This window comes from Enterovibrio baiacu, from assembly GCF_004120195.1.
GTDB classification, from domain to species: domain Bacteria; phylum Pseudomonadota; class Gammaproteobacteria; order Enterobacterales; family Vibrionaceae; genus Enterovibrio; species Enterovibrio baiacui.
The window spans coordinates 136,948-158,507 of the sequence record NZ_SCHN01000013.1; the positions used below are offsets into that span (position 1 = coordinate 136,948).

General features: G+C 49.9%; 21 protein-coding genes. 12 read left to right on the top strand and 9 right to left on the bottom strand.

Annotated features, from left to right (window positions below):
* The first annotated feature begins 8 nt into the window (after positions 1-8).
* From EQP46_RS15300 to mgtE, 11 genes are all read left to right on the top strand, one after another.
* Entirely contained in the window at positions 9-977 is a 969-nt protein-coding gene (locus EQP46_RS15300; RefSeq protein WP_129494475.1) for a KpsF/GutQ family sugar-phosphate isomerase, read from the top strand.
* On the top strand, positions 977-1,564 hold the full coding sequence (gene kdsC / locus EQP46_RS15305; protein ID WP_129494476.1) for a 3-deoxy-manno-octulosonate-8-phosphatase KdsC: 588 nt from the start codon (positions 977-979) through the stop codon (positions 1,562-1,564). Before EQP46_RS15300 ends, kdsC begins: the two co-directional genes overlap by 1 nt.
* Positions 1,561-2,127, top strand: coding sequence for an LPS export ABC transporter periplasmic protein LptC (gene lptC, locus EQP46_RS15310; RefSeq protein ID WP_129494477.1), 567 nt, complete (start codon positions 1,561-1,563; stop codon positions 2,125-2,127). Before kdsC ends, lptC begins: the two co-directional genes overlap by 4 nt.
* Complete coding sequence (gene lptA / locus EQP46_RS15315) at positions 2,108-2,614, top strand: lipopolysaccharide transport periplasmic protein LptA (protein WP_129494478.1); 507 nt, start codon at positions 2,108-2,110, stop codon at positions 2,612-2,614. The genes lptC and lptA overlap by 20 nt, the downstream gene beginning before the upstream one ends.
* Positions 2,615-2,620: 6 nt before the next feature.
* Positions 2,621-3,346 carry an LPS export ABC transporter ATP-binding protein gene (lptB, locus tag EQP46_RS15320; RefSeq protein ID WP_017008144.1) on the top strand — a complete coding sequence of 242 codons (726 nt, stop codon included), beginning with the start codon at positions 2,621-2,623 and terminating at the stop codon, positions 3,344-3,346.
* Between the two features lie 76 nt (positions 3,347-3,422).
* The gene (locus EQP46_RS15325) at positions 3,423-4,916 is read left to right on the top strand and encodes an RNA polymerase factor sigma-54 (protein ID WP_129494479.1); all 1,494 of its coding nucleotides are present in this window, start codon (positions 3,423-3,425) and stop codon (positions 4,914-4,916) included.
* Positions 4,917-4,943: 27 nt separating this feature from the next.
* The gene (hpf, locus tag EQP46_RS15330; protein ID WP_017008142.1) at positions 4,944-5,231 is read left to right on the top strand and encodes a ribosome hibernation promoting factor; all 288 of its coding nucleotides are present in this window, start codon (positions 4,944-4,946) and stop codon (positions 5,229-5,231) included.
* Positions 5,232-5,233: 2 nt separating this feature from the next.
* On the top strand, positions 5,234-5,680 hold the full coding sequence (ptsN, locus tag EQP46_RS15335) for a PTS IIA-like nitrogen regulatory protein PtsN (RefSeq protein ID WP_129494480.1): 447 nt from the start codon (positions 5,234-5,236) through the stop codon (positions 5,678-5,680).
* Positions 5,681-5,701: 21 nt separating this feature from the next.
* Entirely contained in the window at positions 5,702-6,553 is an 852-nt protein-coding gene (gene rapZ, locus EQP46_RS15340; protein WP_129494481.1) for an RNase adapter RapZ, read from the top strand.
* Entirely contained in the window at positions 6,550-6,825 is a 276-nt protein-coding gene (locus tag EQP46_RS15345) for an HPr family phosphocarrier protein (protein WP_129494482.1), read from the top strand. Before rapZ ends, EQP46_RS15345 begins: the two co-directional genes overlap by 4 nt.
* A 126-nt stretch (positions 6,826-6,951) precedes the next feature.
* On the top strand, positions 6,952-8,319 hold the full coding sequence (mgtE, locus tag EQP46_RS15350) for a magnesium transporter (protein WP_129494483.1): 1,368 nt from the start codon (positions 6,952-6,954) through the stop codon (positions 8,317-8,319).
* Positions 8,320-8,486: 167 nt separating this feature from the next.
* Here the strand turns inward: mgtE and pmbA are convergent, their stop codons facing one another.
* Entirely contained in the window at positions 8,487-9,827 is a 1,341-nt protein-coding gene (gene pmbA / locus EQP46_RS15355) for a metalloprotease PmbA (protein ID WP_129494484.1), read from the bottom strand.
* Between the two features lie 133 nt (positions 9,828-9,960).
* On the opposite strand from pmbA, the gene yjgA reads away from it, so the two are divergent.
* Positions 9,961-10,488 carry a ribosome biogenesis factor YjgA gene (gene yjgA, locus EQP46_RS15360; protein WP_129494485.1) on the top strand — a complete coding sequence of 176 codons (528 nt, stop codon included), beginning with the start codon at positions 9,961-9,963 and terminating at the stop codon, positions 10,486-10,488.
* A gap of 163 nt (positions 10,489-10,651) precedes the next feature.
* On the opposite strand, the gene tldD is transcribed toward yjgA, so the two are convergent.
* From tldD to mreB, 8 genes are all read right to left on the bottom strand, one after another.
* Complete coding sequence (gene tldD, locus EQP46_RS15365) at positions 10,652-12,097, bottom strand: metalloprotease TldD (RefSeq protein ID WP_129494486.1); 1,446 nt, start codon at positions 12,095-12,097, stop codon at positions 10,652-10,654.
* Positions 12,098-12,186: 89 nt separating this feature from the next.
* Positions 12,187-13,005, bottom strand: a complete 819-nt coding sequence (locus tag EQP46_RS15370; protein ID WP_129494487.1) for a carbon-nitrogen hydrolase family protein — start codon at positions 13,003-13,005, stop codon at positions 12,187-12,189.
* On the bottom strand, positions 13,005-16,922 hold the full coding sequence (locus EQP46_RS15375; RefSeq protein ID WP_129494488.1) for a YhdP family protein: 3,918 nt from the start codon (positions 16,920-16,922) through the stop codon (positions 13,005-13,007). The genes EQP46_RS15370 and EQP46_RS15375 overlap by 1 nt, the downstream gene beginning before the upstream one ends.
* A gap of 16 nt (positions 16,923-16,938) precedes the next feature.
* Entirely contained in the window at positions 16,939-18,408 is a 1,470-nt protein-coding gene (gene rng / locus EQP46_RS15380) for a ribonuclease G (protein WP_129494489.1), read from the bottom strand.
* A complete protein-coding gene (locus tag EQP46_RS15385) occupies positions 18,405-18,992 on the bottom strand; it encodes a Maf family protein (protein WP_129494490.1) in 588 nt (195 codons plus the stop codon). The genes rng and EQP46_RS15385 overlap by 4 nt, the downstream gene beginning before the upstream one ends.
* 12 nt (positions 18,993-19,004) lie before the next feature.
* Positions 19,005-19,493, bottom strand: coding sequence for a rod shape-determining protein MreD (gene mreD, locus EQP46_RS15390; RefSeq protein WP_129494491.1), 489 nt, complete (start codon positions 19,491-19,493; stop codon positions 19,005-19,007).
* Positions 19,486-20,424 carry a rod shape-determining protein MreC gene (gene mreC / locus EQP46_RS15395; RefSeq protein ID WP_129494492.1) on the bottom strand — a complete coding sequence of 313 codons (939 nt, stop codon included), beginning with the start codon at positions 20,422-20,424 and terminating at the stop codon, positions 19,486-19,488. The genes mreD and mreC overlap by 8 nt, the downstream gene beginning before the upstream one ends.
* Before the next feature lie 41 nt (positions 20,425-20,465).
* Complete coding sequence (gene mreB / locus EQP46_RS15400) at positions 20,466-21,509, bottom strand: rod shape-determining protein MreB (RefSeq protein WP_002537278.1); 1,044 nt, start codon at positions 21,507-21,509, stop codon at positions 20,466-20,468.
* Positions 21,510-21,560: the final 51 nt, after the last annotated feature.

Consider the following 21,560-nt stretch of genomic DNA (forward strand, 5'->3'; position numbering starts at 1 on the left):
GATACGCTATGACTGATTTTGATTTTCGCCAAGCTGGCACCACAGTACTGAAAACCGAACTCGATGCGATTACTCAGCTCGAGCAATACATCAATGATGACTTCGTAAAGGCGTGCCAACTGATTCTGTCTGCGTCAGGCAAAGTGGTTGTTATGGGCATGGGGAAATCCGGCCACATCGGCAATAAAATTGCCGCAACCTTTGCCAGTACTGGCACCCCTTCGTTTTTCGTTCACCCAGGAGAAGCCAGCCATGGCGACTTGGGCATGATTGAAAAGGGCGACGTGGTTTTAGCGATTTCGAACTCAGGCGAAGCTTCTGAAATTCTAACCTTGCTGCCGGTGGTGAAACGCCGCGGCATCGCACTGATTTCAATGACAGGAAACCCTGCATCGACCATGGCGCGATTGGCGCAAGTGAATCTGTGCATTAAAGTGCCAAAGGAAGCCTGCCCTATCGGCCTTGCACCTACATCCAGCACCACGGCCACATTGGTGATGGGCGACGCACTTGCTGTCGCACTGATGCAAGCGAAAGGCTTCACCGCTGACGATTTCGCCCTTTCTCACCCAGGCGGCGCACTCGGGCGTAAGCTGTTACTTCGAATCTCTGATGTCATGCATGCGGGCGATAACTTGCCGACAGTTCTGGTGACAGCAACGATTCGCGATGCCCTGCTTGAAGTGTCCGCAAAGGGCCTTGGCATGACCGCTGTCGTTGACGATAAAGGGGCGCTTTGCGGTATCTTTACCGATGGCGATTTACGTCGCCTTCTTGATCAGCGCCTTGACCTCCATGAAACCTGCATAGGCGATGTCATGGGTGAAAACCCAACGTGTGTCGATGAAGACCTCCTTGCCGCCGAAGGCCTAAAGCTAATGGAAGAAAAGAAAATCAATGGTTTGCTCGTGACGCGCCAAGGTATGTTAGTAGGCGCGTTGAATATGCATGATCTTCTTAAAGCGGGAGTCATGTGATGCAAGAGAACTCAAACAATACAATGAATAATGAAGACACCGTCGACACCCTTTACGGGCCTGTCGCGAAACGTGTTTTTGATTCGGCTGCAGGCATTAAGCTATTGATTTGCGATGTTGATGGCGTCTTTTCAGATGGCCGTATTTACATGGGCAACGATGGCGAAGAGCTAAAAACCTTCCACACACGTGACGGCTATGGCATTAAATCGCTGATGAATGCCGGCATCGACATCGCCGTGATCACAGGCAGAAAGTCCGCCATCGTAGAACGCAGAATGTCTGCATTAGGCATCAAGCACATCTATCAAGGCCAAGACGACAAAGCCACGGCATACCAAGATTTGGTCGCACAACTGGGTATCCCAGCAGAAGCGACCGCATATATTGGTGACGACCTTATTGATTGGCCTGTTATGTCATGTGTAGGCTTGTCTGTCTGTGTGAAAGATGGCCATCTCTTACTGGCACAACGTGCTGACTTGGTGACTCGAATCCCAGGTGGTTATGGTGCAGTGCGTGAAGTGTGCGACCTCATTCTCGAAGCCCGTGGCGAGCTCGATGCGCACAAAGGATTAAGTATATGATGCTGCAACGCCTTTGCATTGTGGCATTGCTAGGCATCTGCGGGTATGCGGGTTATTACCTGCTTGGCCAGCACTATCTAGACACAGAAGTACAAGTAACGCCCGATGCAGAAAAACCACTGTTCACGGGTGATGGTATTAAGTCCACCAGCTACAACGAACAGGGAATTCGCAGTTATACCCTCGACTCTAGTCATATTGAACATTATCAAAAGCTAGACGAAACGCATTTTAATGAGCCAGTGTTGTGGACCTTTAGCGACGGTATCGCAGAAGAATGGCGGGTTAGCTCGAATTTTGCCGTCCTAGAAAGCGGTCGCTATCTGGTGATGACAGGACGCGTCCGGATCTTTAACCTATTGCCTAACGCGCAAATTAAAGTCGTGACGACAGACGAATTGACGCTCGACCTTACCAGCCGGGATTTTTGGTCGGACACAGAAACTGAAATTACCGGTGTAGGCTTTCAAACCCACGGACAGCGGGTGAAAGGCAATTTTGGCTCCCATCAAATGGAACTGATCGAACAAGTGAAAAGTAGATATGAACAAAAAACTCAATAATATTTTCGCCTTTCTACTGCTCCTCATTTCAGGTAGTGCATTTGCGCTAACCAGCGATTCTGAACAACCTATTTATATTGATTCAGACACGCAGAATTTGGATCTAAAAACCAATACCGTCATCTTCACAGGTAATGTGTATTTGCGCCAAGGCTCAATTCGCCTGCATGCAAACAAGGTAGTTGTTACTCGCCCTAGCGGCAGTGAAGGCAGCGAAATCATTGATGCCTATGGCAAGCCAGCGACGTTCGAGCAGACCATGGACGACGGCAAAAAAATCAATGGTGAAGCCTTCGACCTTCAATACGAAGTCGCAAAAAGCTTCCTAAAAATGCGCAATCAAGCTGTGCTCACCCAAGAAGGTGGCAACAAGGTAGAAGGTCAATTGATTACCTACCAAATCGACAAACAGCAGTTGGTTGCGGAAAGCGACTCTAACGGTCGTGTTACCACCATTTTGCAACCGCAAACAAAACAAAAGAACTAACACTTCATGGCCATACTTACCGCTAAGAACCTCGCGAAAAGCTATAACGGACGCAAAGTCGTCACCGATGTTAGCCTTGAAGTTAAATCCGGCGAAATCGTTGGATTGCTCGGCCCAAACGGTGCGGGTAAAACTACCTCTTTCTACATGATTGTTGGTTTGGTAGCGCGCGACGAAGGCTCGATTCACATCGATGATACTGACATCAGTATTCAGCCAATGCATAACCGTTCCCGCATGGGTATCGGCTATTTGCCGCAAGAAGCCTCTATCTTCCGTAAGCTGAGTGTTTACGACAATTTGATGGCGGTTTTGCAGACGCGCTCAGAAATGACCAAAGAAGAGCGTCAGGATAAAGCTGAGGATTTACTCGAAGAGTTTAACATTCAGCACATTAGAAACAGCATGGGTATGGCACTCTCTGGTGGTGAACGTCGCCGCGTCGAGATTGCACGCGCACTTGCCGCGAACCCAAAATTCATCTTACTTGATGAACCGTTTGCCGGTGTTGACCCGATTTCCGTTATCGACATTAAAAAGATCATTGAGCATCTTCGCGATCGTGGTTTGGGCGTGTTAATTACCGATCACAACGTACGTGAGACACTGAGTGTCTGTGAACACGCCTATATTGTGAGTCAGGGGCATTTGATTGCTCACGGCACGCCTGATGAAGTCCTTAACGATGAACATGTAAAACGTGTCTATCTTGGCGACCAGTTCAGGCTATAGTTAAAAGTAACGGTTGGCGAATCGTTACAACAACAAGCACTGATAATTCAAAAATAGGAAAGGTGCCAGAATAACTATGAAACCCTCGCTTCAGCTCAAGCTTGGCCAACAACTTGCAATGACGCCGCAACTGCAACAGGCAATTCGTCTGCTGCAGCTTTCGACGTTAGATCTGCAACAAGAGATTCAGGAAGCGCTTGAAGCAAACCCTCTCCTTGAACAAGACGAATCGGGTGATCATTCATCAGACAATGACACATCTGATGATTATGACAATGGCGAGCAGGTCAGCGCTTCTGCAGAACGCGATGACAATTTAAACCGCGAAGACAGCCTTGATAGCTCCGATGCTCTCGGCCAAAAAGAAATGCCTGACGATCTTCCTGTTGATACGACATGGGATGATATGTACAGCGCCAACACTGGCAGCACAGGCATTTCACTCGGTGACGACATTCCTGTTTACCAAGGTGAAACCACCGAAACACTCCAAGACTATCTCAATTGGCAAGTGCAATTAACCCCCTTTACCGAGGTGGATCTTGCGATTGCTACCGCCATCATCGATGCCGTCGATGACAAAGGCTACCTGACCGTCACCTGTGAAGACATCCTTGAAAGCCTTGGTGCGGAAGACGAAGAGGTCGAACTTGATGAAGTTGAAGCCGTTTTAAAGCGCGTTCAACAGTTCGATCCGCTAGGCGTTGCATCACGATCACTTCAAGAATGTTTGTTGATCCAGCTAGCCTCTTTTGCGGAAGACACCCCTTGGTTGGCCGAGGCAAGATCCGTCCTCCAAGCACACATGGATCTTCTGGCGAACCGCGATTACCGTCAAATCATGAAAGAAAGCAAACTTCGCGAGCCTGAGCTCAAAGAAGTGATGCAGTTGATTCACAGCCTTGAGCCACGCCCAGGCAACCTGATCGTCACCAACGAAGCAGAGTACGTTATCCCGGATGTTTCCGTGTTCAAAGATCGCGGAAAGTGGGTGGTACAGATCAACCCAGATAGCGTGCCAAGACTGAAGGTAAACCAACAATATGCTGCGCTAACCAAAAATGGGTGCAGCGCCGCCGACAGCCAATTTATTCGAAGCCATCTACAAGATGCGAAATGGCTGATCAAAAGCTTAGAAAGCCGCAATGAAACCCTGCTGAAAGTTGCACGTTGCATCGTCGAACATCAGCAAGATTTCTTTGAGTACGGCGAAGAGGCGATGAAGCCAATGGTGCTTAACGACATCGCACTCGCAGTGGACATGCATGAATCCACTATCTCTCGGGTCACGACCCAAAAATACATGCATACCCCAAGGGGTATCTTTGAGTTGAAATACTTCTTTTCTAGTCATGTCAGTACTGACAATGGCGGCGAATGTAGCTCTACGGCAATACGTGCGCTGGTCAAAAAGTTGGTTGCCGCCGAAAATCAGGCCAAACCACTCAGCGACAGCAAGATTGCCACACTGCTGGCGGAACAAGGTATCCAAGTAGCACGTCGAACGATTGCAAAATATCGCGAGTCTCTGGGTATCGCACCGTCAAATCAGCGCAAACGCCTTATCTAGGCGTCTCTACAAAGAAGGAAGATGTTTATGCAAATAAATCTCACCGGTCACCACGTCGAGATCACCGAGTCCCTCCGAGAGTATGTGATGCAAAAGTTTGATAAGCTTGAGCGCTTTTTTGAGCATATTAACAACGTCCATGTCGTGCTTAACGTAGAAAAACTCCAACAAATTGCCGAAGCGACGCTTCACGTCAACAACGGCGAAATTCATGCGAAAGCAGACTCAGAAAACATGTATGCGGCCATTGATTCGCTTACGGATAAGCTGGTTAAACAGCTAAACAAACACAAAGAAAAGATGAATCACCATTAACCATGGAACTTAAAGACGTACTTAAGTTGGACTGCACCAAAAGTGCAGTCCTTTGTTCAAGTAAGAAACGTGCACTTGAATTGATCAGCGAGTTGGCCGGCAACCAATTAGACCAAAATCCGCAAAAACTGTTCGAGTGCATCCTAAGCAGGGAAAAGCTAGGGAGTACGGGCATAGGGAATGGAATCGCCATTCCCCATGGCCGTATATTCAATAGTGACCAAGCTGTCGGCGTGTTTATTCAGTGTGCAGAGCCTATCGAGTTCGATGCCATTGATAATCAACCTGTTGATCTCTTGTTCGCACTGCTCGTTCCGGATGCGCAATGTAAAGAGCACCTCAAAACGCTGTCTTTGATTGCACAAAAACTTGGTGACAAGCAACTGTGCAAGCGCATGCGTAATGCCAACTCTGACCAAGAACTCTACGACATCATTACTGGTGAATAGCGAGACAGGGATCCCAGCACCATGCAGTTGAAAATCGTAAGTGGCCGTTCAGGCTCGGGAAAATCTGTCGCACTCCGCGTCCTTGAAGACTTAGGTTATTACTGCGTTGATAACCTTCCCGTGAATCTACTCCCACAGTTCGTGAATGCACAAACGGATGACAGCTCTAACATCGCCGTGAGTATTGATATTCGCAACATGCCTGCTGATCCTGATGAAATCTCCCACACATTGGCAAAGCTTCCTGCTGACTTGGATGTTGATATCTTTTTCTTAGATGCAGACGACAAAGAACTGGTTAAGCGTTTCAGCGAAACACGCCGCCTGCATCCATTAAGCAAAAATAACTTATCGCTCGAACAAGCCATCGAGAAAGAAAAGCAGCTGCTTACGCCGCTGAAAGAACGCGCAGATAAAGTGATCAACACGTCAACGCACTCTGTGCATGACTTGAGTGAAGCGGTGCGATCTTTGGTGCTAGGGAGAACCAGCCGCGATTTGGTGATGGTGTTTGAATCCTTCGGCTTCAAGCACGGTCTTCCCTCTGATGCCGACTACGTTTTCGATGTGCGATTTCTACCCAACCCTCACTGGGAGCCGTCTTTAAGGCCATTAACGGGCCTTGATGAACCGGTGAAGATGTTCCTCGCTGCAGAACAAGACGTGGCAATGCTCATTGCCCAAATCAAAAGTTTCCTCGAATCTTGGTTACCAGCCTTGGAAAAGAACAACCGCAGCTACCTCACCGTGGCCATCGGGTGTACAGGCGGGCAGCACCGCTCTGTGTATATTGCTCAGTTCTTGGCGGACTACTTCAAGTCTAACGGGCAACAAGTGCAAATCAGGCACAGAACACTCGAGGGAAAGATATGACACAGTGCAGTAAAGAAGTCCTGATCCGAAATCGCCTTGGTTTACATGCACGTGCCGCGGTGAAGCTCGTAGAACTGGCACAAAGTTTCGATGCAGAAGTCACTGTATCCAAAGCAGAACAAGCAGTTACCGCTGACAGCGTGATGGCAATTTTGCTGCTTGATTCCAGCCAAGGTGAACAAATCACCGTATCAGCAAACGGCCCAGAGGCACAAAAAGCGCTGGGTGCAGTCACCGCATTGATTGAAGCAGGCTTTGACGAGGAAAACTAACCTCGTCTTATTCCCTGCACGTCAACCCACTCGCTCTCATTTCAACACAGATTTGGCAAAGACAGTCATACGAGATTGCGTTAATATTCATGTCATTGCGCCAGCCGCCGTAAACCGGACAATTCCATGGCAGAGAATTACGAAGTAGAACAGTCTAATCAAACGCATCAAACGTTGCAGGAAGTTAGCCGTGCACTAGACAACGGTATGTTTGTCCATGTCCGACGTATGCTCGAAGACATGGAGCCGGAAGACATTGCACACCTGCTCGAGGCGTCTCCTCCAAAGAGCCGTTTGGTTCTCTGGCAGTTAACCGATCCTGAAGAACAGGGCGAAATCCTCGAAGAGCTTTCGGAAGATGTCAAAGATGGCATCATGGTGCGCATGCAGCCAGAGCAGTTGGCCGCCGCCACCGAAGGTATGGACACCGATGACGTCGCCTACCTGCTTCGAAGCCTTCCTAATCAAGTTTCTCAAGACGTGCTTGCGCAGATGGATGCGCAAGATCGTGATCGCGTAGAACAAGCGCTTGCTTACCCGGAAGACACCGCCGGCGGTATGATGAATACCGACGTGGTGACCATCCGTTCTGACGTGACTGTCGACGTGGTCCTGCGTTATCTGCGCATGAGAGGCGAACTGCCTGAAGCCACCGATGCGTTGTATGTGGTGGATGAAAATAGCCGCCTGATTGGCTCTCTGCCGATCACGACGCTGCTAACGACACAGCCTGATACCGAAGTGCTCGATATCATGGAAGATTCGGATGAGGCGATTCCTGTCGACATGGACGATGGTGAAATCGCGAGCTTGTTTGAACGTCGTAACTGGGTATCCGCACCGGTTGTTGATGACCAACATCAGCTTGTTGGCCGTATCACCATCGATGACGTCGTCGATATCATTCGTGAAGATGCTGAACACTCCATGATGAGTATGGCGGGTCTGGATGACGAAGAAGACACCTTTGCGCCGGTTTTAAAATCCGCACGTAGCCGCAGCATTTGGCTTGGAGCAAACGTCCTTGCCGCATTGGCTGCAGCATCTGTTTCTAACCTGTTTGAAAACACCCTTGAGCAAATGGCCGCCATTGCGGTGCTCATGACCATCGTACCGTCTATGGGTGGCGTTGCCGGTAACCAAACCGTCGCACTGGTGATCCGTGGTTTGGCCGTAGGTCACATCGGTGATTCCAACACCCGCTGGCTACTCACCAAAGAAGCGTTAGTGGGTTTGCTCAATGGCATCATTTGGGCATGTATCATTGGTGGCGTGGTTGTTCTGTGGAAAGGCAATTGGGTACTCGGTGGCATCATCGCCGCCGCGATGATGGCAAACCTCATCATCGCTGGTGTTGCAGGCGTTACTGTGCCTATCTTACTCAAGAAAATGAAAATCGACCCTGCCCTCGCAGGCGGCATGGCACTGACCACCATCACCGACATGGTCGGTCTCTCGGTCTTCCTCGGCCTCGCCACTCTCTTCCTCGTTTAAACGAAAAAAGGCTTTCAAATGAAAGCCTTTTTTACACTGCGATTCTAAATAGCTAAGTCATTCGTTCTCTGACAAGGCTGCAAGCCTTCGAATCTCCGGGAGCTTAGTTCACTAAGTGACTGGAGTGAGAAGGCGAAGCGAACGCGGTCAGAGGGCGAAGGACGACGCTATTCGCCGCCAATTTTCATCGATTCAATTAATATCGACCCCGTCTGAATCTGACTACGCAGCTCAGTGTCCGACCCTACCGCAACAATCTGCTTGTACATGTCAGCCAGATTACCGGCGATGGTAATCTCCGTCACTGGGTATTGGATTTCACCGTTTTCTACCCAGAAGCCTGCGGCGCCGCGAGAGTAATCACCGGTTACGATGTTCACGCCTTGTCCCATGAGCTCTGTCACTAACAAACCTGTGCCTAGCTCTTTCAGCATCTGCTCGAAGTTTTGACCTGTATTGCCCACGAACCAGTTATGGATACCGCCAGCATGACCGGTTGGCTGCATGCCCAGTTTACGGGCGGCATAGCTGGTCGCAAGGTAGGTTTGTAGCTCACCGTTTTTGATGATGTCGAGATCACGGGTAAACATGCCTTCGCTATCAAACGGTGCGCTCGCCATGCCTTTTAGAATATGTGGGCGTTCATACACTTCGAACCATTCAGGCAAGATTTGGTGACCCAGCTTGTCCAATAGGAAAGACGATTTACGGTACAAGCTTGAGCCGCTGATACCCATGACAAGGTGGCCGAGCAAGCCGGTGGCGACATCCGCCGCGAACATCACGGGTGCTTGGCAAGTCGCAACGCGACGCGGTTCCATACGCGAGATGGTTCGCTCTGCCGCTTCGATGCCCACGCGTTCTGGCGTCCAAAGGTCGAGCTTATCGCGCGCAGAGGTATAGCTGTAATCGCGTTCCATCCCTTTACTGTCTTCGGCAATCACACTGCAACTGATGCTGTGACGGCTTGAGGCATAACTGCCTAACATGCCGTGGCTGTTGCCGTAGACACGCACACCGTAGTGGCTGTCGTAGCTTGCTCCATCACTGAATTTGATGCGCTTGTCGTGTTCTAAGGCTGCACGCTCGGCTGCAATGGCTTTCTCTGCCGCATGATCGGGCTCCGGCTCGTCTGGGTAGAACAAGTCCAGATCGGGGTAGTCATACGCCATCAACTCAGCGGGCGCAGGGCCTGAAAAAGGATCTTCAGACGTGTAATTTGCAATATCTAATGCAGCCGCAACAGTTTGCGCGATCGCTTCTTCTGACAGATCAGAGGTTGACGCGCTGCCTTTACGCTGACCGCGATACACAGTAATACCCAACGCACCATCGCTATTGAACTCAACGCTTTCCACTTCACACATGCGTGTTGCCACGCTGATGCCCGTGGTTTTCGTGATCGCCACTTCTGCAGCATCTGCTTTCTTACCTGCCAGCTCCAATGCGCGACTCACTGCAGCTTCAAGTTCTGTGCGTTGCTGAGCAACCTGTTGTTTCACGTCCATAAAGTCTTAGATAAATGTATGTTGTTTGTAAGCATACCACTCGTAGCGAAGACAATGCTTAAAAAACACCAGCAAAATTCGACATTCTTGATAAGATACGCTGATCAAGTAAGTGACAACCTCGGGAAAGATTATGGGCCGTAAAAATAAACGTGAGCCTTGGGAAGAGGAAGAAGAAATCATCTGGGTAAGTCGTTCCGAGATGAAACGCGATATGGAAGCGCTGCAAGCACTCGGCACTAAGCTGATTGAACTTAAACCTTCTGTATTGGAAAAATTCCCTCTTACAGAAGATCTTCGCATTGCGATCGCAGATGCACAGCGTTTTGAAAAAGAAGCGCGTCGCCGTCAACTTCAGTTGATTGGTAAACTCATGCGTCATGTGGATGCAGAAGCGATCCAAGCGGCGTTGGACAAGCTGAACAATAAACACGGTCAGCAATCCATCGAACTGCTGAAGTTGGAAAAACAACGCGATCGTCTGATCGCGGAAGGTGACAAGATGATCAACGAAATCGTTGAAAAGCACCCTTCTGCAGATCGTCAAAAGCTACGCCAACTTGTCCGTCAAGCGAAGAAAGATCTAGAAAGCAGTAAGCCATCAAAAGCGTCTAAAGAACTGTTCCAAATTCTGAAAGCGCTAAAAGCGGAAGAAGAGTAATTCAACGCTTACTGTCAGATATGCAAAAGCCAGACCTCGGTCTGGCTTTTTTGTGCTGAGTACTGGGTACTGGGTACTGCAACGATTCTTTGAAGATAGGAAGCACTGTCAAGCTTTTGCCCTTCCCAGCGCCTAGGACCTTCTCTTCCTAGGCCCTATCTTCTTATTCCGTTCCACCCACCGTCATCGCATCCAGCTTCAACGTTGGCTGACCCACACCGACGGCAACACTTTGGCCGGCTTTACCACACACGCCCACACCGCGGTCTAGGGCGAGGTCATTACCCACCATCGACACTTGCTGCATGGCTTCAATGCCGCTACCGATCAAAGTTGCGCCTTTCACTGGCGTGGTCACTTTACCGTTTTCAATCAAGTACGCTTCGCTGGTGGAGAACACAAACTTACCAGAGGTAATGTCCACCTGACCGCCGCCAAAGTTCGGGGCATACAGGCCATATTCCACGCTGCTAATGATGTCTTCCGGCGTGCTCTCACCTGCCAGCATGTAGGTATTGGTCATACGTGGCATTGGCAGGTGCGCGTAAGATTCACGACGACCATTACCCGTAGGTGCAACGCCCATCAGGTGCGCGTTGTGCTTATCCTGCATGTAGCCTTTCAAGATGCCATTTTCAATCAAGGTATTGTATTGACCAGGTACACCTTCATCATCAATGTTCAGTGAACCACGGCGATCTTGAAGTGTTCCGTCATCCACAATGGTACAAAGTGGTGACGTGACTTGCTGACCGATTTGGCCAGAGAACACCGACGATTCTTTTCGGTTAAAGTCACCTTCCAGACCATGACCCACCGCTTCATGCAGCAAGACGCCCGGCCAGCCTGCCCCCAATACCACTGGCATTGTGCCCGCTGGTGCACCTTTCGCGTGAAGGTTTACCAATGCTTGACGCACCGCTTCATCGGCATAATTGAGGGCAACGGTTTTTCCGTCTTCTTCGGTTAAAAAGTACTGATAGCCAAATCGACCACCACCGCCCGCTGAACCGCGTTCACGACGGCCGTCTTTCTCAACCAGCACACTGACAGACAAACGCACCAATGGGCGCGTATCTGCCGCGTAGGTTCCGTCAGTCGCTGCGATAAGCACTTGCTCATACACGCCACTGATGCTGACAGACACTTCTTGGATGAGCGGCTCTTTCGCGCGAATGTAGACATCCACTTCTTTCAGCAAAGCGATTTTGTCTTCTTTGCTCATGCTTTGCAGTGGGTCAATCGCTTGATAAATCGTTGGATATTGGCGATTAGCAAATGCCGACACTTGAAGCTTGCCGCCTTTGTCTGCAATACCGCGTGCCGCCGTGGCACTTTGCATTAAGGCATCAGCATTGATTTGGTCGGAATACGCGAAACCGGTTTTCTCACCACAAATTGCACGAACACCCACACCGCGGTCGATATTGAATGAGCCGTCTTTAATGATGCTGTCTTCAAGCACCAGTGATTCATGCCAGCATGATTGGAAGTAAACATCGCCGTAGTCGATGTTTCTTGCTGCCAAGTGATCAAGTGTTTGGCTGAGTTGACTCTTGCTCATACCCGAGAGGTGAAGCATCGTTTCTTCGACGTGTTCGAGGCTCATTGTGTAATTGCTCTTTTAGCGCTGGAAATGAGAAACGTCCCGCGGCAACAGGCCTGTCACCGCGGGACTTATAATAAAATGAGACTGCGCTATTTCAACGCGCATTGCAACCGAGCATGCTCTAATACCGGCATTTTGGTGCGGATGGCACTGTTGGTTGCTAAATCAATGTCTGCCCACGCACTCCCCACCTGCTCTTGCAGTTCGCTAGCCACTTGCCCCCATGGATCGACAATCATCGAATGCCCATAGGTTTCGCGACCGCCTTCGTGAGAGCCACATTGTGCCGCCGCCAACACCCAACATTGGGTTTCAATGGCACGCGCACGCAGTAACACTTCCCAATGCGCACGGCCGGTTACTTTGGTGAATGCGGCTGGCACTACAATGATGTCTGCGCCACGTTGACGCAACGCCGCGTATAAATGCGGGAAGCGAATGTCATAACAGATCGACAGCCCCAATGTTCCAAATGGCGTCTCTACCAATGCGAGGTTATCACCCGCACGGAAGGTATCAGATTCTCGGTAGCTGCGGTGGTTATCGGCGATATCCACGTCAAACATGTGCAGCTTTTCGTAAGACGCACGCAAGTTACCTGCGGCATCATAGACGAGTAATGTCGTGCTCAACGTACCGTCGTGATTGCTGATAGGAAATGACCCAACCACGAGCCAAATACCCAGCTCGAAGGCGAGTTGAGAAAGGCGCTTTTGCAGAGGCCCATGCCCTAGCTCTTCCGCGTATTTCTCGTAATCTTCCTTCTTACCGAACACAATCGCGTTTTCTGGTGTCAATACCAGTCGTGCACCTTGCGCGCGCAAATGCCTTAGCTGACCTTCAAGAACGTCCATATTGTCATCAGCATTCGCACCCGAATTCATCTGTACTACGCCAAACTTGCTCATTAGTCTTTGCTCCCTAACTGCTCTGTTCGCAGGCGCTCTGTCGCCTGCTCTGGTAACGTCACTTCAGCTTTGCGGCGTGAAACTTCCCTGACGACGGGCTCATCAATTGGCCCGGTTACCTGATATCTGACTTGAGTAAACGCATCAACAACTGGCGAAATTACCGTGGTGACTGCCAGTACATAGAGCGCGGTTTGCGGCGTTACTGCAAACGCGGTGAAGACAGGAATGCCGGAGGTGAGATCAGGAATAAAACGGACTTCAGCATTTACCTGATTTTTCGCCAGATTCGCTATCCCTTTTATAAACATATCACCTGCGAGCGCTTTCATCTGGATATTATCCGTGACAACAACGCCATTCGTGATTGATGCACTGCCGCTTATTTCATCAAAAGCCAGTCCATCTTCAAATACGCCCGTAAAGTCCAACTGCATTTTTCGCAAAATTGAGTCGAGACTAAACAGGCCCAGCAGCTTACCCGCACCACCCACACCACTGATGTAGCCGTCTTCTAACTGGGTTTCTAGCATGCCATCAAGGCTGGCAACATTCATCTTCCACGGCACACCATTAAACTCTAACTCGCCTTTGGTGCTAAAGCTGGCATCTTGAATGCCGCCTGTGACAGAAAAGCGCCCCATCAAATCACTGCTGTTTTTCCCTTCAACCGTGAATTTGACGTGACTCTGATTCATGCCTTCTGGCGTAAAGCGCCAATCGCCGTTGGCTTTCATGCGTAGCGCATTGCTGCCTAGGGTGAACTTCGACAACGTCACTTCATCTTTGTCTTTTAAAAGCTGCGCTTCGACGCGCCCTAAGCGGTAACCTTGCAGCCAAAGTTCTTCGATCACTAAATCGGTGGCGGGGATCTTCGCAATAATGATGCGATCTTCCTCTGTTACACGACCGCTCACGGCTTTTTGGAGCGAAGCGGCAAAGGATTCTTTTTTATTCTCGAGATCAAGGTTTAGGAACAGATGTTCAATGGACACAGTCAATAGACGATTGCCATCCCACCACGCATCCCCTGCCAACTCTTCACTGCCAATCAGAATATGGTAACCGTCGCGTTTTTCTCGCGCCGCAATCGATGCGTTGTTAAACACCATCTCGCCAGCATGGATCTTGTCGGCTTTCACATTGATGCGCGAAGGCGTTGGAAGATCAACAGGCAGTGAGTTGTCTTTGCCTTTGTTTTTCTCTCCATAGTGCGTCAACACCGAACGCCATGCAGTCACATCGATTGATGGCACATCGACACTAATCGCATTTCCCGCCTGTGGTTTCAACGCAAGCTCGCCTTCCCCAATCACCATTCGGCTTCGGGTGACTTTAGGGATCTCCCCCGAAATATCCACATCCGCTTGGTATTTCAAATTCGGCAATTCAACTTGGCCAACCAATCGCTGGGCATCACCCGACGCTTTTAAATATCCATGACTTTTAATGAATGAGGATTTATTCAATGGTGCGGGTAAATCAATATTCATCGCCATCAAATCAGCATCGAGCAACACATCGTAGGTAAAGCCGATGTCTTTGAGGGCAATACCGACGTTTAAATCCCACTCAGACTGACCTTCAATGAATGACAAGTCCGGCAGATCCAACGCCGCTTTTAGCTTATCCGCTTCCCACTTCCCATCGATGTCGATGTTCACGACATAATTTTCAGATTCTGTTTCCCCTTTGAAACCAAACGTAATCGGCTGTTTGAGCAAATTGGCGCGAAGCCCTGTTGCCGTCACTTTGTCGTTATCAAAGGTGATCTTGCCTTTCACCCTTTCTAGGGTCATTTCAGGGCTAACGATCGACACCATGTTTTTATTGAGTCTGGCGCTTCCCTTGGCGTTAACGTCATCACCATTTAACGGGATCTCAAGCGAAATTGAACCTGCTACTGAGCCGTCCACTTGAACATGGGTTAAAGCGGCACCGACAGAATCCACCAACGGCGTAGCAAGCATGTATTCACGCAAGGTTTCGCCGCTCGCCGCCACATCTGCGGTGATGTAGAGCATGCCAGCATCTTCTTCGCTAAGAGATGGAATCTCCCCTTTCAGGTTGTAGCCGCGCGCATCCATTAATCCCACGTTGGTGGCATTGAGGTACATGGCATCGTTTTCAAACAGCAAATCCAAATCCAGTTCCGTCAATGTTGGCCATTGCGTATCAAAACTAAACTTGGCGTTACGAAGGGGAACATCCGCTTGGAACATGCCTTCATGTTCGAGGTATGGGAAGGTTGAAATGCCGCCGTACCACAGCAGCTTGGCGTGATCTGCTGTACCACCACGGATAGCCGCAGAAAGGAAATCGGTTAACTCATCGCCGAGCGCTAGCGTCGGTAAATAGCGCCACGTTTCGCCAGCGTCATTGACGTTCGCTTCACCATAGAAAGACAGCCACAAGTCACCTTCTTTAGGAATATCAAGCCGGAACTCACCCAGCACATTGATGTGAGGCGCTCGCACTGACACTTCATCAGACCAAAGCACCACGCCTTGCTCATCAAGGTGCCAGTAAAGGTTTACGTCTCCTTGCTGAATATCTAGCGGCGCTTGGAAGAAATCGCCATAGGGCAATTGATCATCCACCATAGAAAGCGACGCCTTACCATTGGCACCGCGTCCCACCACATCAATGGCGAGTTTGTGCACTTCAGGCAAATACGTCCAATGCTGGAAACCAACGTCCGAGAGCGATAACGAATAAGACAGCGGCTGCTCGCTCGCTTGCGCGATTCGAATATCTTTCGCGATGCCTTTCACTGAAAGCGCGGTAATGGCGTTGTCGATATCTTTAGGGATGTCGACGACCTCTCGAAGTGGCAATAACAAAGCCACATCAAGTTCATTGATGTTTGCCGCCCAGCCTTGCGGTGAATATGTCGCGTTTACCGACAACGACGGCCAAGCAGCATTCGCGGTTGAAACGGAGAAATCTTGTGTCGAAGCACGCCATGTCGACGCATCTTGCTTCTCGAGCAGCACTTTACCGCGCTCAATGGTCAGAGATTGGTTTTGTTCTTGCGGGGGCAGATTCCTCGCCGCCAGTTCTGACGGCAACATTACTGGCGTGTTTGCATGCCAAACCAAGCCGCTTTCCGTCAGGTTCAACAAGACGCTTTCTGGCTCGCCTTTTTTCAGGGTAAACCACGCCTCGCCACCCACCTTGGCGCTGGCAATAACAATGTTTGGATTGATAAAGCGCTTAATCCAATCTTTCAGGGATAAGTCATCAGCTTTAAGGTAGAAGTCGCCATCAAGCGAGGCTAAACCGTTGTGTTCTGAAAACGCACCACGTACTTCAATCAGGTTGAGTGACGTGCCTTCAACACTCACCACACCTTGTACATGATGGGTGCCGTTTTTGTTTTCCCACAATAAAGAGCGCACATCGATGGTTTTACGCTGCTCAGAAGGAGACAGCACCGTGATGTCAGCATTTTGAATCGAAAAATGCCCGAGCCCAACAAGAAACAGATTCTCTAACCGTTCCGCTAGCGGCTTTGTCTCTTTGCTTTCGCCTTCTGGAAGCTGCGTGACATCTAAATCCAAGCCGTCGATGCTGACATGGGAAAAGGTAGGTTCTCGACGTTTTATGCTCTCAACCACATCGAACTGCATTTCGATGCTGTCTGCCGTTAGAACAGATTGATCGCCATCTTGGGTTGATAAAGAAAGATCGTGCAGGGAGAGTGAGGGTATAAGGTATCGCCAGTGACCTTTTACAGTACTGAAATCGACGTTAAATCCGGTGGCATCACTCGCCCATCGTTGCAGCGGTGCTTTCGCGGTATCTAGGTTTGGAAGAACAATTCGCATAGAAGCCGTGAGTACAGCTGCACTCACGACTAAAACGATCAAGATCCATTTAACAATCAACGCCAAGCGTCGAGCAAAGCTTACCATTTACAGTGTGTTCTCATTACATCATGACGACGTCAAATTGCTCTTGGGTATACAGCGGCTCAACATGGACTTTCACTTGCTTGCCGATGAAGACTTCAAGCTCAGCAACAGCATGAGACTCTTCGCCCTCAAGCGCTTCCCCCACCGCAGGTGATGCATACACCACAAACTTGTCAGCGTCATACGCACGGTTCACGCGGGTGATTTCACGCAATACTTCGTAGCAAACCGTTTCAATCGTCTTCACTGAGCCACGGCCGATACAAGTAGGACACTGACCACACAACACATGTTCAATACTTTCTCGCGTACGCTTACGCGTCATCTCCACCAAGCCAAGCTGCGTAAAGCCATTGATGTTGGTTTTCACGCGGTCTTTCGACAGAGCTTGCTCGAGGGATTGCAGTACGCGCTGGCGATGCTCATCAGAACTCATATCGATGAAATCGATAATGATGATACCACCCAAGTTGCGCAGACGAAGTTGGCGGGCAATGGCGCCTGTCGCTTCCACATTGGTATTGAAGATGGTTTCTTCGAGGTTACGACGACCAACAAACGCACCGGTATTGATATCAATGGTGGTCATGGCCTCGGTTTGATCGATGATGAGGTAACCGCCAGACTTCAACTCCACTTTACGGTCGAGTGAACGCTGGATTTCATTCTCGGTATCGAACATATCGAAGATAGGCTTATCACCCGTGTAAAGCTCAAGCTTGTCGTTCAGTTCAGGGACAAACTCTTCAGTAAACTCACTGATTGCATCCAGTGTTGCACGGGAATCGACGCGGATCAGCTTCAGTTCCGTACCAACGAAATCGCGCAAAATACGCTGTGCCAACCCTAGCTCACCGTAAAGCATCGATTTTGAAGGGCGCTTACTGCGACGCTCCAATACCTTGGCCCAAAGACGTTTCAGAAACGCCGCATCGTGTGCCATTTCCAGATCGGAAGCGCCTTCCGCAGCAGTACGGATAATGAACCCGCCCAAATCATCGCAGTAATCAGAGACAATACGCTTCAAACGTTCACGCTCTTCTTCGCTTTCAATGCGTTGAGATACACCCACATGGGATGCCCCAGGCATAAAGACCAGATACCGAGAAGGCAAGGTAATGTCAGTGGTTAGGCGCGCGCCTTTGGTGCCCAGTGGGTCTTTCACCACTTGCACAACAATGTCTTGCCCTTGGCGTACCAGCTCAGAAATGTCTCTGACTTGGAATTGCTGCTTCTCGTTTTCAGACACACACTCCGTGTGAGGAACAATGTCTGATGCATGGAGGAATGCTGCTTTGTCTAAACCAATATCAACAAACGCCGCTTGCATACCTGGCAGCACACGGCTGACTTTGCCTTTATAGATATTACCAACAATACCGCGCTTGGCTTCGCGCTCGATATGTACTTCTTGAAGGTTTCCACCTTCAATCATCGCAACGCGCGTTTCTGTCGGCGTTACGTTAATCAACAACTCTGCATTCATAGCTTTTCACCGCGTAATTTTTTGAATTCGGTCAACAGAGCATCTGTCTCAAATAGGGGGAGGCCGACAACAGCATGGTAGCTGCCATCAATGCGCGTGACGAAGCGCCCACCTAAACCTTGAATGCCATAACTGCCCGCTTTATCTGCAGGCTCACCGCTTTGCCAATAGGCCGTAATTTCGTCATCACTCAATGCTTTAAACCATACATCTGTTGTGACAAGTGCGGTGAGGGTTTGGTTCCGGTCAGCAAAGGTTACCGCCGTCATTACCTGATGTTGTCGATCAGACAATTGACGCAGCATGCGCCGTGAATCATCCAGGTTTTGCGGTTTTTCAAGCACAGCACCATCACATACAACAATGGTGTCAGCCCCTAAAACAGGCAAATCCGTTGGCGCAGCTTCTACGCCCGCTTTGGCCTTATCAAGAGACAAACGGCGGACATAGTCCGCCGCTTCTTCGTGAGGTTGACGTTGCTCTTCAACATCAACACGTAAAATAGAAAACGAAACAGAGAGCTGTTCGAGGAGCTCTTTTCTGCGTGGCGAGGCAGAAGCAAGATACACGTGAAGCGCAGACATAAAGGCTCCAGATTACTTAATAGAAAACTGACGACGAACGCGACGCAGCAAAAGGAATAGCCAAGGCCACAACAAGAAGTTAAGCACACCGGACCAAAGAATGTTGGGATCGAACTGCACATCCGACACCAAATATTCCGCCCAAAACTCTAACACTTTTCCAGCCAACGTAAGCAGAGACAAAAGCGCCGCTTGCTGCCAAAGGGACATATTTCTCAACAACTGGAAGTTGAGCGCCACGATATAAATCAGCACCGACATCATGAGGCCGCGTACACCAAGCGTTGAGCCCAGCATTAAATCCCACAGCAAGCCCAGCACCAAGGCGGTGCCGACGTTCACGCGATGCGGCAATGCCAATACCCAGTAAAAAGTCACCAGCAATACCCAAGAAGGACGAAACGGGGCTAATTCACCGGGCCATGGCGCAGCTTGTAAAATCAGCGCGACGATAAACGACAGCCAAATAAGCGCATGCCCGCGCACAGTAGAATTAGCCATTGGTAGTCTCTTGTTGTTCTGTGGCAGCGTCAGGGTTCACCGTCGGTGTTTCATTCCCCTCTTGTGTACCCTCTAGATTTTCGCCGTTGGCCGGCGCTTGGTCTTTGTCGACATTGGTTGGCCACACCAGCAGCAAATAACGCAAGCGATCAAACTGCACTTCGGGCTTCGCATCCACTTGTGCAAACGGACGACGGTTATCAAAGGAAAACGACGTCACCTTCGCCACCGGATACCCTTCAGGGAAAACACCACCGAGACCAGACGTGACTAGCATGTCACCCGGTTCAATGTCGGCGCTGCTTGGAATATTATCGAGCTGAATATTGTCGGTTTGGCCTCGGCCTGCCGCAATCACTCGCACATCGTTACGCACCACTTGCACAGGGATCGCATGCGTCGGATCCGTGATCAGCAATACGCGGCTGTTATGCGCCCCTACGTAAGAGACTTGGCCGACGATACCGCGCTCATTTAGCACGGGCTGGCCTTCATACACGCCGTTTGTTCGCCCTTTGTCGATCATGACCTGATGCTTGTAAGGATCAGAGTCAACCGCCATGACTTCCGCCACCATCTTGCGTTCATCACGCACAAACGGAGAGCCGAGTAGCTCGCGAAGACGTTGGTTTTCCTGCTCCATTTGCGTGAACAACAACTGGCTGCTTCGAAGCATTAGCACTTCTTCTTTCAGCTTGGTGTTATCAATCAGCAATTGCTGGTGAGAGGTAAACTGACGGGATACGTTATCCAACAAATCACGCGGTACGTTAGAGGCATACTGCAACGGCGCGACAACAGAATTCAGGAGATAACGAAAGTTGGTGAAAGCACCAAGACGACTATCAGCCAGCATAAGGCTGGCTGATATCAATAGAGCGAAAAACAGGCGTAGTTGTAGAGATGGCCCACGGCCAAATATCGGTTTCATTCACTTACAACCTGTTAAACCTGTAAATAGGTGGACGCGAATTAATCTTCGCTGAACAGATCGCCACCGTGCATGTCGATCATCTCAAGCGCTTTACCACCGCCACGCGCAACACACGTTAGTGGTTCTTCTGCAACAACCACAGGGATACCGGTTTCTTCAGTCAACAGACGATCAAGATCGCGAAGCAATGCACCACCGCCCGTCAACACCATGCCGCGCTCTGAAATGTCAGACGCCAATTCTGGTGGACACTGTTCCAGTGCAACCATAACTGCAGAAACGATACCTGTTAGCGGCTCTTGCAGCGCTTCAAGGATTTCGTTTGAGTTCAGGGTAAAGCTACGTGGCACACCTTCAGCAAGGTTACGACCGCGCACTTCAATCTCACGGACTTCATCACCTGGGTATGCAGAGCCGATTTCGTGCTTGATACGCTCAGCCGTTGCTTCACCAATCAAGCTACCGTAGTTACGGCGCACATAGTTGATGATTGACTCGTCGAAACGGTCGCCACCAATACGTACAGACGATGAGTAAACCACACCGTTCAGAGAGATAACCGCAACTTCCGTGGTACCACCACCGATATCGACCACCATAGAACCAGTTGCTTCCGACACAGGCAGACCCGCACCGATTGCCGCCGCCATTGGCTCATCAATCAAATACACTTCACGTGCACCTGCACCCAATGCAGATTCACGGATTGCACGACGCTCAACTTGGGTGGAGCCACAAGGAACGGCAACCAATACACGTGGGCTTGGTCGCATAAAGCTATGATCGTGAACCGTTTTGATAAAGTGCTGCAGCATTTTCTCGGTAACATAGAAGTCAGCGATAACGCCGTCTTTCATTGGACGGATAGCTGCGATGTTGCCTGGGGTACGACCCAGCATTTGCTTGGCTTCATGGCCTACAGCAGCAACGCTTTTTGGTGAGCCTGCACGATCTTGGCGAATAGCGACAACGGAAGGTTCATCAAGAACAATGCCCTGTCCTTTAACGTAGATAAGTGTGTTAGCGGTTCCTAGATCGATAGACAGATCATTAGAGAACATGCCACGAAGTTTCTTAAACATAATCTTCGGTTAATCCTGCAAGCGTTAAAATTCTTCAAATTCCGCTAAATG

Bases quoted from the DNA above. Each gene is read 5' to 3' on its own strand.
- mreD (WP_129494491.1), bottom strand. From the start codon at position 19,493: ATGGCTAATTCTACTGTGCGCGGGCATGCGCTTATTTGGCTGTCGTTT.
- lptB (WP_017008144.1), top strand. From the start codon at position 2,621: ATGGCCATACTTACCGCTAAGAACCTCGCGAAAAGCTATAACGGACGC.
- lptC (WP_129494477.1), top strand. From the start codon at position 1,561: ATGATGCTGCAACGCCTTTGCATTGTGGCATTGCTAGGCATCTGCGGG.
- tldD (WP_129494486.1), bottom strand. From the start codon at position 12,097: ATGAGCCTCGAACACGTCGAAGAAACGATGCTTCACCTCTCGGGTATG.
- mgtE (WP_129494483.1), top strand. From the start codon at position 6,952: ATGGCAGAGAATTACGAAGTAGAACAGTCTAATCAAACGCATCAAACG.
- mreB (WP_002537278.1), bottom strand. From the start codon at position 21,509: ATGTTTAAGAAACTTCGTGGCATGTTCTCTAATGATCTGTCTATCGAT.
- yjgA (WP_129494485.1), top strand. From the start codon at position 9,961: ATGGGCCGTAAAAATAAACGTGAGCCTTGGGAAGAGGAAGAAGAAATC.
- ptsN (WP_129494480.1), top strand. From the start codon at position 5,234: ATGGAACTTAAAGACGTACTTAAGTTGGACTGCACCAAAAGTGCAGTC.
- mreC (WP_129494492.1), bottom strand. From the start codon at position 20,424: ATGAAACCGATATTTGGCCGTGGGCCATCTCTACAACTACGCCTGTTT.
- lptA (WP_129494478.1), top strand. From the start codon at position 2,108: ATGAACAAAAAACTCAATAATATTTTCGCCTTTCTACTGCTCCTCATT.
- EQP46_RS15370 (WP_129494487.1), bottom strand. From the start codon at position 13,005: ATGAGCAAGTTTGGCGTAGTACAGATGAATTCGGGTGCGAATGCTGAT.
- EQP46_RS15375 (WP_129494488.1), bottom strand. From the start codon at position 16,922: ATGGTAAGCTTTGCTCGACGCTTGGCGTTGATTGTTAAATGGATCTTG.
- rng (WP_129494489.1), bottom strand. From the start codon at position 18,408: ATGAATGCAGAGTTGTTGATTAACGTAACGCCGACAGAAACGCGCGTT.
- hpf (WP_017008142.1), top strand. From the start codon at position 4,944: ATGCAAATAAATCTCACCGGTCACCACGTCGAGATCACCGAGTCCCTC.
- pmbA (WP_129494484.1), bottom strand. From the start codon at position 9,827: ATGGACGTGAAACAACAGGTTGCTCAGCAACGCACAGAACTTGAAGCT.
- EQP46_RS15325 (WP_129494479.1), top strand. From the start codon at position 3,423: ATGAAACCCTCGCTTCAGCTCAAGCTTGGCCAACAACTTGCAATGACG.
- EQP46_RS15385 (WP_129494490.1), bottom strand. From the start codon at position 18,992: ATGTCTGCGCTTCACGTGTATCTTGCTTCTGCCTCGCCACGCAGAAAA.
- EQP46_RS15300 (WP_129494475.1), top strand. From the start codon at position 9: ATGACTGATTTTGATTTTCGCCAAGCTGGCACCACAGTACTGAAAACC.
- EQP46_RS15345 (WP_129494482.1), top strand. From the start codon at position 6,550: ATGACACAGTGCAGTAAAGAAGTCCTGATCCGAAATCGCCTTGGTTTA.
- rapZ (WP_129494481.1), top strand. From the start codon at position 5,702: ATGCAGTTGAAAATCGTAAGTGGCCGTTCAGGCTCGGGAAAATCTGTC.
- kdsC (WP_129494476.1), top strand. From the start codon at position 977: ATGCAAGAGAACTCAAACAATACAATGAATAATGAAGACACCGTCGAC.